The organism is Pseudomonas sp. MPB03 (assembly GCF_046605385.1).
GTDB classification, from domain to species: domain Bacteria; phylum Pseudomonadota; class Gammaproteobacteria; order Pseudomonadales; family Pseudomonadaceae; genus Aquipseudomonas; species Aquipseudomonas zanjanensis.
Genome location: NZ_CP176770.1, coordinates 216,487 through 229,351 on the forward strand (window position 1 = coordinate 216,487; position 12,865 = coordinate 229,351).

The 12,865-nt window shown below is 58.6% G+C and carries 10 protein-coding genes; 5 read left to right on the forward strand and 5 right to left on the reverse strand.

All coding sequences use genetic code 11. From position 1 onward, the window contains the following. Positions 1 to 373: 373 nt before the first annotated feature. The 5 genes from mnmE to rpmH all read right to left on the reverse strand — a co-directional run bounded on the left by mnmE (position 374) and on the right by rpmH (position 4,299). A complete protein-coding gene (mnmE, locus tag ACLH0I_RS00870) occupies positions 374 to 1,744 on the reverse strand; it encodes a tRNA uridine-5-carboxymethylaminomethyl(34) synthesis GTPase MnmE (protein ID WP_411386042.1) in 1,371 nt (456 codons plus the stop codon). Between the two features lie 79 nt (positions 1,745 to 1,823). Continuing rightward, complete coding sequence (yidC, locus tag ACLH0I_RS00875) at positions 1,824 to 3,506, reverse strand: membrane protein insertase YidC (RefSeq protein WP_411386043.1); 1,683 nt, start codon at positions 3,504 to 3,506, stop codon at positions 1,824 to 1,826. Positions 3,507 to 3,508: 2 nt separating this feature from the next. Then, positions 3,509 to 3,754: a membrane protein insertion efficiency factor YidD gene (gene yidD, locus ACLH0I_RS00880; protein WP_010465488.1), complete on the reverse strand. Its 246-nt coding sequence runs from the start codon at positions 3,752 to 3,754 to the stop codon at positions 3,509 to 3,511. Further along, complete coding sequence (rnpA, locus tag ACLH0I_RS00885; RefSeq protein WP_003207107.1) at positions 3,747 to 4,148, reverse strand: ribonuclease P protein component; 402 nt, start codon at positions 4,146 to 4,148, stop codon at positions 3,747 to 3,749. Before rnpA ends, yidD begins: the two co-directional genes overlap by 8 nt. A 16-nt stretch (positions 4,149 to 4,164) precedes the next feature. Next, the gene (gene rpmH / locus ACLH0I_RS00890; RefSeq protein WP_003213577.1) at positions 4,165 to 4,299 is read right to left on the reverse strand and encodes a 50S ribosomal protein L34; all 135 of its coding nucleotides are present in this window, start codon (positions 4,297 to 4,299) and stop codon (positions 4,165 to 4,167) included. A 569-nt stretch (positions 4,300 to 4,868) separates the two neighbouring features. On the opposite strand from rpmH, the gene dnaA reads away from it, so the two are divergent. The 5 genes from dnaA (at position 4,869) to gabP (ending at position 12,775) form a co-directional block, all read left to right on the forward strand. After that, positions 4,869 to 6,395 (forward strand): chromosomal replication initiator protein DnaA, encoded by a 1,527-nt coding sequence (dnaA, locus tag ACLH0I_RS00895; RefSeq protein WP_186728442.1) that lies wholly within the window; start codon positions 4,869 to 4,871, stop codon positions 6,393 to 6,395. 38 nt (positions 6,396 to 6,433) lie between these two features. After that, positions 6,434 to 7,537, forward strand: coding sequence for a DNA polymerase III subunit beta (dnaN, locus tag ACLH0I_RS00900; protein WP_003196145.1), 1,104 nt, complete (start codon positions 6,434 to 6,436; stop codon positions 7,535 to 7,537). A 14-nt stretch (positions 7,538 to 7,551) separates the two neighbouring features. Further along, positions 7,552 to 8,655: a DNA replication/repair protein RecF gene (gene recF / locus ACLH0I_RS00905; protein ID WP_092167953.1), complete on the forward strand. Its 1,104-nt coding sequence runs from the start codon at positions 7,552 to 7,554 to the stop codon at positions 8,653 to 8,655. Between the two features lie 5 nt (positions 8,656 to 8,660). Continuing rightward, positions 8,661 to 11,078 (forward strand): DNA topoisomerase (ATP-hydrolyzing) subunit B, encoded by a 2,418-nt coding sequence (gene gyrB / locus ACLH0I_RS00910; RefSeq protein WP_186706457.1) that lies wholly within the window; start codon positions 8,661 to 8,663, stop codon positions 11,076 to 11,078. A gap of 302 nt (positions 11,079 to 11,380) precedes the next feature. Then, positions 11,381 to 12,775: a GABA permease gene (gene gabP / locus ACLH0I_RS00915; RefSeq protein WP_411386044.1), complete on the forward strand. Its 1,395-nt coding sequence runs from the start codon at positions 11,381 to 11,383 to the stop codon at positions 12,773 to 12,775. Positions 12,776 to 12,865 lie beyond the last annotated feature (90 nt).

Here is a 12,865-nt window from a genome sequence, read left to right on the forward strand (position 1 = left end):
AAGCCTGTGGATGAATGAGGTGGTTATCCACAGAGGCGGTTATCTTCAGTTTTGAAGGCGGTTTATCAACCGACCTCAATGGCAGTTATTCACAGGGCTTAATCCACAGAAAACAGCCGGCAAGGGGTCGCCGAAGCGCCCACAGGCAAGCCGCCATTAAGGGCAATCCGTTCAAAAAAGAGAGGAGGTAGCGGGTTTGTGTTGCGCTCGATAGGCCTGTGGCGAGGGAGCTTGCTCCCGCTCGCCTGCGAAGCAGTCGTAAACCGGCGGGTGCGGTGTATCAGATAATCCGCATTCGACAGCTTTTGGGGCCGCTTCGCGACCCAGCGGGAGCAAGCTCCCTCGCCACGGGTTCGTCGTCAGTCCGGTAGGGTTATTTACCGATGCAGAAGCTGGAAAAGATTCGTCCCAGCAAGTCATCGGAGCTGAATGCGCCGGTAATTTCCCCCAGGGACTGTTGCGCCTGGCGCAAATCTTCAGCCAACAACTCCCCTGCCCCTGCCAAGGTCAGCTGCGCGCGACCGTGTTCGAGGGCCGCGCTGGCATGGCGCAACGCTTCAAGGTGCCGCCGGCGAGCGCTGAAGCTGCTTTCCGAGGTCTGTTCATAGCCCATGCAGGCCTTGAGATGCTCGCGCAGCAGCTCCAGGCCTTCACCTGCAGACTTCGCGCTCAGGCTGATGGTCACGTGCCCGTCATCACTGACGTCGAGGGCAATCGCTTCCCCGGTCAAATCGGCTTTGTTGCGAATCAGTGTGACTTTCGCCGGATCCGGGCGCACCTCCAGGAACTCCGGCCACAAGGCAAAGGGATCGTCCGCTTCCGGTGCGGTGGCATCCACCACCAGCAATACCCGATCGGCTTCGCCAATGGCCTTGAGTGCCCGTTCAACGCCGATTTTTTCCACCTGGTCCTCGGTGTCGCGCAAACCGGCGGTATCCACCACGTGCAGCGGCATGCCGTCGATGTGGATATGTTCACGGAGGATGTCCCGGGTGGTGCCGGCGATCTCGGTGACAATCGCCGCCTCGCGACCGGCCAGGGCATTCAACAGGCTGGATTTGCCGGCATTCGGTCGTCCAGCGATCACCACGGTCATGCCATCGCGCAACAAGGCACCCTGCCCGGCTTCGCGCAGTACTGTGGATAACTCATCGCGCACCTTATCGAGCATGCTCAGCACGTGGCCATCGGCGAGGAAGTCGATTTCCTCCTCCGGAAAGTCGATGGCGGCTTCGACGTAGATCCGCAGGCCGATCAATTGTTCGGTGAGGTTATGCACACGCTGGGAAAACGCCCCCTGTAAGGAACGCAAGGCGTTGCGGGCGGCCTGTGCGGAACTGGCTTCGATCAAATCGGCAATCGCCTCGGCCTGGGCCAGGTCGAGCTTGTCGTTGAGAAAGGCGCGTTCACTGAATTCCCCCGGCCGGGCCAGGCGGCAGCCCAGTTCAAGGCAACGCTTGAGCAGCATGTCCAGCACGATAGGGCCGCCATGCCCTTGCAGTTCCAACACGTCTTCGCCCGTGAACGAATTCGGCCCCGGGAAATACAAGGCCAGTCCTTCGTCGAGCACCTGTTGGTCATCACTGAAAAACGGGCCGTAATGGGCGAACCGCGGCTTGAGCTCACGGCCGCTGATGGCCTTGGCCGCGACACTGGCCAACGGCCCGGAAATACGGACGATGCCGACCCCACCGCGACCTTGGGCGGTGGCAACAGCGGCGATGGTTTCACGCGGTGCGCTCATAAACCGGTATCCAGACAAAAGTGGCAGATAGCAAAACGCCCCACTAGGGGGCGTTTTGTGTGGTTATCCACAGAGCAAGTTACGCCTCGGCTTTTTTCGTCGCCGCTTCGATCTTACGCGTGATGTACCACTGCTGAGTGATGGACAACACGTTGTTCACAACCCAGTACAGCACAAGACCCGCCGGGAACCACAGGAAGAAGAAGGTGAAGATGATTGGCATCATTTTCATGACCTTCGCCTGCATCGGATCCGGAGGCGTTGGGTTCAGCTGCTGCTGGATGAACATGGTCGCGCCCATGATGATCGGCAGGATGAAGAACGGATCCTTGATCGACAGGTCGGTAATCCACAGCATGAACGGCGCCTGGCGCATCTCCACGCTTTCCAGCAGAACCCAGTAAAGCGCGAGGAAAACCGGCATCTGGACAAGAATTGGCAAGCAACCACCCAGCGGGTTGATCTTCTCTTTCTTGTACAGCTCCATCATGGCCTGGGACATTTTCTGCCGGTCATCGCCATGTTGTTCTTTCAGGGCGGCCAGTTTCGGTGCCACTGCACGCATGCGCGCCATCGACTTGTAGCTGGCGGCCGACAACGGGAAGAAGATCCCCTTGATCAGCATGGTCAGGAAAATGATCGACCAACCCCAGTTGCCGACAAGGCTGTGGATATGTTGCAGCAGCCAGAAGATAGGCTGGGCAATGAACCACAGGAAGCCATAGTCAACGGTCAGTTCCAGGCCTGGGGACAACTCTTTCAGCACGGCCTGGCTTTTTGGACCGGCGTACAGGACGGCACTGGTTTCGGCTTTTGCACCGGGCGCGGCAGTCAATGTCGGGCCGGTGTAACCGATGATGAAGTTGCCTTTGCTGTCTTTACGCGTCTGGACGACGTTGCTGTCGCCTTTCTGCGGGATCCAGGCTGTTACAAAATAGTGCTGCAGCCAGGCAACCCAGCCACCTTGGACGGTTTCCTTCAGCTGAGCCTTGTCCATGTCCTTCATGGACACTTTTTTGTACGGTTCCGAACTTGTCCACAGGGCTGCGCCCAGGTAAGTCGCGGTGCCGGTGGCGGTGCTGGAAGAAGGATCGTCGCTGGCGTCACGCTTGAGTTGCGCGAACATCGCACCGGACCAAGGCTGGGCGCTCTGGTTGTCGATCAGGTAAGAGACGGTTACGTCGTACATGCCACGTTTCACAGTGAAACGCTTGGTGTAGTTGACGCCATCCTTGCTGAACTTCAGGTCCACGACCAGTTGGTCCTGACCATCAGCCAGTTGATAAGTCTTCTTCTCGGCAGAGTAGATCGGGCGACCGGCCGGGTTCGAATCCGGACCGTTGGTACCGATCAGGCCACTTTGGGCCAGATAGGTGCGCTCGTTACCGTTGTCGAACAACTGGAACGGGATTTCCGGATGATCCTGGCGACGTGGGTACAGCGGCAGCTTCAGCTGGGCGACGTCACCACCTTGTGGATCGATTGCCAGCTCGAGCACGTCCGTCTTGATCTGGATGAGATCTTTGCTTACGGCCACCGGGGCTTCGGCAGGAGCGCTGGTATCGCTTGCCGCGCGTGGGATGTCGTCATTGCTGGCAGCGTTGTTGCCAACTGGAGCATCCGGCAGGCTCGGTGCGGTATTGCTGGCTGCAACATTCTGAGTCGGCAGGGCAGCCTGGCCATAGTCCTGGTTCCATTTAAGGACCATGACGTAGGACACGATTGCCAGGGCGACGATCAGGATCGTGCGTTTGATATCCATGATTACTCGGCCATCGAAGAAGAACGGGAGGTAGGGATAGGCGGAACCGGGTCATAACCGCCGGGATTCCACGGATGACAGCGACCTAAACGACGAAAGGTCAGCCAGCCACCGCGCAGGAGGCCATGATTTTCTATGGCTTCGTACGCGTAGCAGGAACAACTGGGGTAGAAACGACAGTGACTGGCCATCAAAGGACTAATGGCATAGCGATAAAACTGGATCGGAACGAGTGCCAGTTTACGCATCGGGACTGTCTACCCCTACAGTTTCGGTGTTGACTGCTGGTACTGGCTTGTTGCGTGCCAGACGCTTCCAGAGCTTGCCGAAATGCTGAATCAATTCGGGGTTTTCTACGTCACCCAAACCTTTGCGCGCGACGATAACGATGTCCCATCCGACCAGTGAATCCTGGTTCAGGCGAAACGATTCGCGCATCAGACGTTTGAGGCGATTGCGCTGAACGGAGAGCTTGACGCTCTTTTTCCCGATGACCAGCCCTAGTCGGGGGTGATCGAGATCGTTACTGCGCGCAAGGAGCAGGAGATTTTTCCCCGGAACCTTGCCGGTAGGGGAGTCAAAGACTGCCTTGAAATGCCGGGGGGTAAGCAGACGCTTTTCCCGACTGAAGTCCTGACTCACCTCCAGTGCCGGATTATCAAACTGCCAGACGCGCACGACCTTTGGCGCGACGACGCGACAGGACGGCACGACCGTTCTTGGTAGCCATGCGAGCACGGAAACCGTGGGTACGAGCGCGTTTGATAGTGCTTGGTTGGAAAGTACGTTTCATTGTCGTGTTACCTGGTTCGTCCACAACGGGCCGGAATGGCCCCCGTTTTAAGAGACCGGGGATTCTAGAGAAAGCAAGCCTCTAGGTCAATTTCCAACCAGCGTTTCCTTTAAATAGATATCCAGGCCGTTTTTCGCGGATTCATCACCGAGCGCTAGATATAGATATAAAGAAGGGAATTATTTAAAGCTTTTCTGTAAAGCTTATAAAAGCTAGGCCGCCACTTGTCTGTGGATAACCATGCCAAGACCTTGTAATCCGCCATGTACAGAGAATGACAACTACACGGGAAAGCAGTGGCCAGCCTGTGCTGCGCTGTCGGATAAGCTGTGGGTGAAATGCCTGGTTATCCACAGGCCGGTTATCCACCGAGTTTCTCCCCCAGTTGTGCAACGACCTCAGGCGCGGTTATCCACAGAGCTTATCCACCGACCGCTGGTCGTCTTTCTCTCGGTTAACGTACTGATAAATCATGGCCGATGAGCAAGCTGCGTGTGGATAAGTGCACGTCTGCTCGCTACAATGGCCGCTTGTTTTTGCCTCACCGGCTTTCAACTTAGGGGATATCCGTGTCAGTGGAACTTTGGCAGCAGTGCGTGGAGCTTTTGCGCGATGAGCTGCCTGCCCAACAATTCAACACTTGGATCCGTCCACTACAGGTCGAAGCCGAAGGCGACGAGTTGCGTGTCTATGCACCGAACCGTTTCGTTCTCGACTGGGTCAACGAAAAGTACCTGGGCCGGGTCATGGAACTGCTCGACGAGCATGGCAATGGCATGGCGCCTGCGTTGTCCTTATTAATAGGCAGCAAACGCAGCTCGGCACCCCGCGCCGCGCCCAATGCGCCGCTGGCTGCCGCCGCGTCACAGGCCCAGCAGGCTGCGCCGGCACCGGTCAACAACCATGCCGCCCCGGCGCCCGCGCCTGCCTCGAGCAAGCGCAATACACAAAAGGTTGCCGAAGTCAGCGAAGAGCCTTCCCGGGACAGCTTCGACCCTATGGCCGGCGCCAGCTCCCAGCAGGCACCGGTGCGGGCCGAACAGCGCACCGTCCAGGTCGAAGGCGCGCTCAAGCACACCAGCTACCTGAACCGGACCTTTACCTTCGAGAACTTCGTCGAAGGTAAATCCAACCAGCTGGCCCGCGCGGCGGCCTGGCAGGTGGCGGATAACCCCAAGCACGGCTACAACCCGCTCTTCCTGTATGGCGGCGTAGGCTTGGGTAAGACCCACTTGATGCACGCCGTGGGCAACCACTTATTAAAGAAGAACCCGAATGCCAAGGTCGTGTACCTGCATTCCGAGCGTTTCGTGGCCGACATGGTCAAGGCGCTGCAACTGAACGCCATCAATGAATTCAAGCGTTTCTACCGTTCGGTGGATGCCTTGCTGATCGATGACATTCAGTTCTTCGCCCGCAAGGAACGTTCCCAGGAGGAGTTTTTCCACACCTTCAACGCATTGCTTGAAGGCGGGCAGCAGGTCATTCTCACCAGTGACCGCTACCCGAAAGAGATCGAGGGCCTCGAGGAACGCCTCAAGTCGCGTTTCGGCTGGGGCCTGACGGTGGCCGTCGAGCCGCCGGAACTGGAAACCCGGGTCGCGATCCTGATGAAGAAGGCCGACCAGGCCAAGGTCGAGCTGCCTCATGACGCCGCCTTCTTCATTGCCCAGCGTATTCGCTCGAACGTGCGTGAACTCGAAGGTGCCCTCAAGCGGGTGATCGCTCACTCGCACTTCATGGGCCGCGATATCACCATCGAGCTGATTCGCGAATCCTTGAAGGACCTGCTAGCGCTCCAGGACAAATTGGTTTCTGTGGATAACATTCAGCGAACGGTTGCCGAATACTACAAAATCAAGATCTCCGACCTGCTGTCCAAACGCCGTTCGCGTTCGGTGGCACGTCCACGCCAGGTGGCCATGGCCCTGTCCAAGGAACTGACCAACCACAGCCTGCCGGAAATCGGCGATGTGTTTGGCGGACGCGACCACACCACCGTGTTGCACGCCTGCCGCAAGATCAACGAACTTAAGGAATCCGACGCGGACATCCGCGAGGACTACAAGAACCTGCTGCGTACACTGACCACTTGATGACCACCAGCGCAGCTTTTAAGGCAAGGGACTAGACCATGCATTTCACCATTCAACGCGAAGCCCTGTTGAAACCCCTGCAACTGGTCGCAGGCGTCGTCGAACGCCGCCAGACCTTGCCGGTACTTTCCAACGTGCTGCTGGTTGTCGAAGGCCAGCAATTGTCGCTGACCGGTACCGACCTGGAAGTCGAGCTGGTCGGTCGTGTGCAACTTGAGGAACCGGCGGATCCGGGTTCCATCACCGTGCCGGCGCGCAAGCTGATGGACATCTGCAAGAGCCTGCCCAACGACGCGCTGATCGACATCAAGGTCGATGAGCAGAAGCTCGTGGTCAAGGCCGGTCGCAGCCGCTTCACCTTGTCCACACTGCCAGCCAACGATTTCCCGACCGTTGAAGAAGGCCCGGGTTCGCTGACTTGCAGCCTGGACCAGAGCAAACTGCGTCGCTTGATCGAACGCACCAGTTTCGCCATGGCCCAGCAGGACGTGCGTTATTACCTCAACGGCATGCTGCTGGAAGTGTCGGCTGGCGTTATCCGCGCTGTTGCCACCGACGGGCACCGCCTGGCGATGTGCTCGATGCAGGCCGATATCGGTCAGCCGGATCGCCACCAGGTGATCGTGCCGCGTAAAGGTATCCTGGAGCTGGCCCGCCTGCTGACCGAGCCGGACGGCAATGTCAGCATCGTGCTGGGCCAGCACCACATCCGCGCCACCACGGGCGAGTTCACCTTCACGTCGAAACTGGTGGACGGCAAGTTCCCGGACTACGAACGTGTGCTGCCAAAAGGCGGCGACAAGCTGGTGCTGGGCGATCGCCAAGCGCTGCGCGAAGCCTTCAGCCGTACCGCGATCTTGTCCAACGAGAAGTACCGCGGCATTCGTCTGCAACTGGCCAATGGTCAGCTGAAGATCCAGGCGAACAACCCGGAGCAGGAAGAAGCGGAAGAAGAAGTAGGCGTTGAGTACAACGGCGGCTCTCTGGAAATCGGCTTCAACGTCAGCTATCTGCTGGACGTACTGGGCGTGATGACCACCGAGCAAGTGCGTCTGATCCTGTCCGACTCCAACAGCAGTGCGCTGGTGCAAGAGTCCGACAACGACGACTCGGCTTACGTTGTCATGCCGATGCGTCTGTAATCAGAATCAGCTAGATGTCCTTAAGTCGCGTCTCGGTCACCGCGGTGCGCAATCTGCACCCGGTGACCTTCTCCCCTTCCCCCCGCATCAATATCCTTTACGGCGCCAACGGCAGCGGCAAAACCAGCGTCCTGGAAGCCGTGCACCTGCTCGGGCTTGCTCGTTCGTTTCGCAGCACCCGCCTGTTACCGGTCATCCAGTACGATCAGTTGGCGTGCACGGTGTTTGGCCAGGTGGAGCTGGCGGAAGGCGGCCACAGCGCCCTGGGGATATCGCGAGATCGGCAAGGCGAGTTTCAGATCCGCATCGATGGGCAGAACGCTCGCAGTGCGGCGCAGCTGGCCGAGATCCTGCCGTTGCAGCTGATCAACCCGGACAGCTTCCGTCTGCTGGAAGGCGCACCGAAGATTCGCCGGCAGTTTCTCGATTGGGGCGTGTTCCACGTGGAACCGCGTTTCATGTCGACGTGGCAACGCTTGCAGAAGGCGCTGCGCCAGCGAAACTCTTGGCTGCGGCATGGTACACTTGACGCCGTTTCGCAAGCGGTTTGGGACAGGGAACTGTGCCAGGCCAGCGCTGAAATCGATGAATACCGCCGCGCTTACATCAAAGCCTTGAAACCGGTCTTCGAGCAGACCTTGAGCGAACTGGTTGAGCTTGAGGGCCTGACGCTCAGCTATTACCGAGGCTGGGACAAGGACCGGGAACTGAGCACCGTGCTGGCTGGCTCGCTGCAACGAGACCAGCAGATGGGCCATACCCAGGCTGGACCACAACGCGCTGACTTGCGCCTCAGATTGGGCGCACACAATGCCGCGGACATCTTGTCCCGGGGGCAGCAGAAGTTGGTGGTGTGTGCCTTGCGTATCGCCCAGGGGCATCTGGTTAGCCAGGCCCGTCGCGGTCAGTGTATTTATCTGGTGGATGACTTGCCGTCCGAGCTGGACGAAGCCCACCGTCGCGCCCTGTGCCGCTTGCTGGAAGACTTACGCTGCCAGGTGTTCATTACCTGTGTAGACCACGAATTATTGAGGGAAGGCTGGCAGACGGAAACGCCAGTCGCCCTGTTCCACGTGGAACAGGGCCGTATCACCCAGACCCACGACCATCGGGAGTGAAGGCATTGAGCGAAGAAAATACGTACGACTCAACGAGCATTAAAGTGCTGAAAGGCCTGGATGCCGTACGCAAACGTCCCGGTATGTACATTGGTGACACCGACGATGGCAGCGGTCTGCACCACATGGTGTTCGAGGTGGTCGACAACTCCATCGACGAAGCCCTCGCCGGCCATTGCGACGACATCAGCATCATCATCCACCCGGATGAGTCCATCACCGTTCGCGACAACGGCCGTGGCATCCCGGTAGACGTGCACAAAGAGGAAGGCGTTTCCGCCGCCGAGGTCATCATGACCGTCCTCCACGCAGGCGGTAAGTTCGACGACAACTCCTACAAGGTCTCCGGCGGTCTGCACGGCGTAGGTGTATCGGTAGTGAACGCACTGTCCGAACAGCTTGTTCTTACGGTTCGCCGTAGCGGCAAGATCTGGGAACAGACCTATGTCCACGGCGTGCCCCAGGCACCGATGGCAATCGTTGGCGACAGCGAGTCCACGGGCACCCAGATCCATTTCAAGGCCTCGAGCGAAACCTTCAAGAACATCCACTTCAGCTGGGACATCCTGGCCAAGCGGATTCGTGAACTGTCCTTCCTCAACTCCGGTGTCGGCATCGTCCTCAAGGACGAGCGCAGCGGCAAGGAAGAACTGTTCAAGTACGAAGGCGGCCTGCGTGCGTTCGTTGAATACCTGAACACCAACAAGACTGCGGTCAACCAGGTGTTCCACTTCAACGTCCAGCGTGAAGACGGCATCGGCGTGGAAATCGCCCTGCAGTGGAACGACAGCTTCAACGAGAACCTGTTGTGCTTCACCAACAACATTCCCCAGCGTGACGGCGGTACCCACCTGGTGGGCTTCCGTTCGGCGCTGACCCGTAACCTGAACAACTACATCGAACAGGAAGGCCTGGCGAAGAAGCATAAAGTCGCCACCACCGGTGACGATGCCCGTGAAGGCCTGACCGCGATCATTTCGGTGAAGGTGCCGGATCCGAAGTTCAGTTCCCAGACCAAGGACAAGCTGGTGTCTTCCGAAGTGAAGACCGCAGTTGAACAGGAGATGGGCAAGTACTTCTCCGACTTCCTGCTGGAGAACCCGAACGAAGCCAAGCTGGTGGTCGGCAAGATGATCGACGCCGCCCGTGCTCGTGAAGCCGCGCGCAAGGCCCGTGAGATGACCCGCCGTAAAGGTGCGCTGGACATCGCCGGCCTGCCGGGCAAACTGGCTGACTGCCAGGAAAAGGACCCTGCCCTGTCCGAACTGTACCTCGTGGAAGGTGACTCTGCTGGCGGTTCCGCCAAGCAGGGCCGCAACCGCCGCACCCAGGCCATCCTGCCGCTCAAGGGCAAGATCCTCAACGTGGAGAAGGCGCGCTTCGACAAGATGATTTCCTCCCAGGAAGTCGGCACCTTGATCACCGCGTTGGGCTGTGGCATCGGCCGCGAAGAGTACAACATCGACAAGCTGCGCTATCACAACATCATCATCATGACCGATGCTGACGTCGACGGTTCGCACATCCGTACCCTGCTGCTGACGTTCTTCTTCCGTCAGTTGCCCGAGCTGATCGAGCGCGGCTACATCTACATCGCCCAGCCGCCGCTGTATAAGGTCAAGAAAGGCAAGCAAGAACAATACATCAAAGACGACGACGCCATGGAAGAGTACATGACGCAGTCGGCCCTGGAAGACGCGAGCCTGCACCTGAACGAAGATGCCCCAGGCATTTCCGGCGAAGCCCTTGAGCGCCTGGTCAACGACTTCCGCCTGGTGATGAAGACCCTCAAGCGCCTGTCGCGCCTGTACCCACAGGAACTGACCGAGCACTTCATCTACCTGCCAGCCGTGAGCCTGGAGCAACTGTCCGATCACGCAGCAATGCAGGATTGGCTGGCCCAGTACGAAGTACGCCTGCGCACTGTCGAGAAATCCGGCCTGGTCTACAAAGCCAGCCTGCGTGAAGACCGTGAGCGTAACGTCTGGCTGCCGGAGGTCGAACTGATCTCCCACGGCCTGTCGAACTACGTCACCTTCAACCGCGACTTCTTCGGCAGCAACGACTACAAGACCGTGGTATCCCTCGGCGCGCAACTGAGCACGCTGCTGGACGAAGGTGCCTACATCCAACGTGGCGAACGCAAGAAAGCCGTGACCGAGTTCAAGGAAGCCCTTGAATGGCTGATGGCCGAAAGCACCAAGCGCCACACCATCCAACGATACAAAGGTCTGGGTGAGATGAACCCGGATCAGCTGTGGGAAACCACCATGGACCCGGGCTCGCGCCGGATGCTGAAAGTCACCATCGAAGACGCCATTGGCGCGGACCAGATCTTCAACACCTTGATGGGTGATGCGGTCGAGCCTCGTCGTGACTTCATCGAGAGCAACGCGCTGGCGGTATCCAACCTGGATTTCTGATTCTTCTGCAGCGCTCCGCTCCAACAAAAAGCCAACGCACATGCGTTGGCTTTTTTTTACGCTTGAAATGTCCGCGTCCTTAAGACCCATCGGTCACAAACAGGGTAGCTGGGTAACAACCTGGCATAAAGCCTTCATTCTCAATGGGTTAGGAATCTGTGAAGAGCCCCGGTTACCGCGGGCCTCAGGTTTTCTGGCGTAAAACTTGCGTGTTTAATAACTTACACATCGTTTTTTTAAATTTACAGGAAACGATGGGATCGAGGTGGTACGAATAAATCCAAATGCCAAGGGTTGTCTCAATGAGTGGTACGCAAACTTCCGATAATCTGACGCAAGGGCTCAAGCCCCGTCATGTGACGATGCTTTCCATCGCCGGTGTGATTGGTGCCGGCCTGTTCGTCGGCTCCGGTCACGCGATCGCTGCGGCCGGTCCCGCCGTGCTGCTGGCCTACGCTGCCGCAGGTGCCTTGGTGGTGCTGGTGATGCGGATGCTCGGCGAAATGGCAGTAGCCTCGCCGGACACCGGCTCCTTCTCGACGTATGCGGACCGAGCGATTGGGCACTGGGCCGGTTTCACCATCGGCTGGCTTTACTGGTGGTTCTGGGTCCTGGTGATTCCGCTGGAGGCCAACGCTGCCGCAACGATTCTTCATGCGTGGTTCCCGGACATTGCAATCTGGGCCTTCACGCTGGTCATTACCCTGCTGTTGACGGTCACCAACCTGTTCAGCGTGAAGAATTACGGCGAGTTCGAATTCTGGTTCGCCTTGGTCAAGGTGCTGGCAATCATCGGCTTCATCGGGCTGGGTGTGATGGCAATATTCGGCTGGCTGCCCACTAGCCAGGTCAGCGGCGTTTCGCACCTGTTCGACACCCAGGGCTTCCTGCCCAACGGTATGGGCGCGGTGCTGGGGGCGATCCTGACCACCATGTTTTCGTTCATGGGCACCGAGATCGTGACCATCGCCGCGGCCGAATCGAAGAACCCAGGCCAGCAGATTTCCAAGGCGACCAACTCGGTGATCTGGCGGATTGGTTTGTTCTACCTCGTCTCCATCTTCATCGTCGTGGCCCTGGTGCCCTGGAACGACCCGCTCCTGGCCAGCGTCGGCTCCTACCAGACGGTGCTGGAACGCATGGGCATTCCCAATGCCAAGCTGATCGTCGATATCGTGGTGTTGGTGGCGGTCACCAGTTGCTTGAACTCGGCGCTGTACACGGCCTCCCGGATGATGTTCTCGTTAGGCAAGCGCGGTGATGCGCCGGCCGTTTCCCAGCGCACTAACAAGAGCGGTACGCCTTATTGGGCGGTGATGCTGTCGACCGGTGCGGCCTTCCTCGCGGTGTTTGCCAACTACGTGGCACCGGCGGCGGTCTTTGAATTCCTGCTGGCCAGTTCGGGTGCCATTGCGTTGCTGGTGTACCTGGTCATCGCGGTTTCGCAGCTGCGTATGCGCAAGCAACGTATAGCCCGTGGTGAAAAAATCGCCTTCAGCATGTGGCTGTTCCCTGGCCTGACCTACGCGGTGATTCTCTTCATCGTCGGGGCCTTGACCATCATGCTGTTCCAGGAAGCCCACCGTGTGGAGATCCTGGCGACGGGGCTGCTCAGCATGCTGGTGGTCGTGTCCGGATTGCTGATACAGCGCCGCCGGATCGCAAAGGCTGGGGGCTTGGTGCGGACGGTCAGCTGATATCCATTGCGGCGAGGGAGATTGCTCCCGCTTGAGGACGGAGCACTCACAAAAAAGGGGCTGCTGCGCAGCCCAGCGGGAGCAAGCTCC

Excerpts from the sequence above, each read along its gene's own strand:
- yidD (WP_010465488.1), bottom strand. The coding sequence starts at position 3,754 with ATGCGTAAACTGGCACTCGTTCCGATCCAGTTTTATCGCTATGCCATT.
- rpmH (WP_003213577.1), bottom strand. The coding sequence starts at position 4,299 with ATGAAACGTACTTTCCAACCAAGCACTATCAAACGCGCTCGTACCCAC.
- gabP (WP_411386044.1), top strand. The coding sequence starts at position 11,381 with ATGAGTGGTACGCAAACTTCCGATAATCTGACGCAAGGGCTCAAGCCC.
- yidC (WP_411386043.1), bottom strand. The coding sequence starts at position 3,506 with ATGGATATCAAACGCACGATCCTGATCGTCGCCCTGGCAATCGTGTCC.
- recF (WP_092167953.1), top strand. The coding sequence starts at position 7,552 with ATGTCCTTAAGTCGCGTCTCGGTCACCGCGGTGCGCAATCTGCACCCG.
- dnaN (WP_003196145.1), top strand. The coding sequence starts at position 6,434 with ATGCATTTCACCATTCAACGCGAAGCCCTGTTGAAACCCCTGCAACTG.
- mnmE (WP_411386042.1), bottom strand. The coding sequence starts at position 1,744 with ATGAGCGCACCGCGTGAAACCATCGCCGCTGTTGCCACCGCCCAAGGT.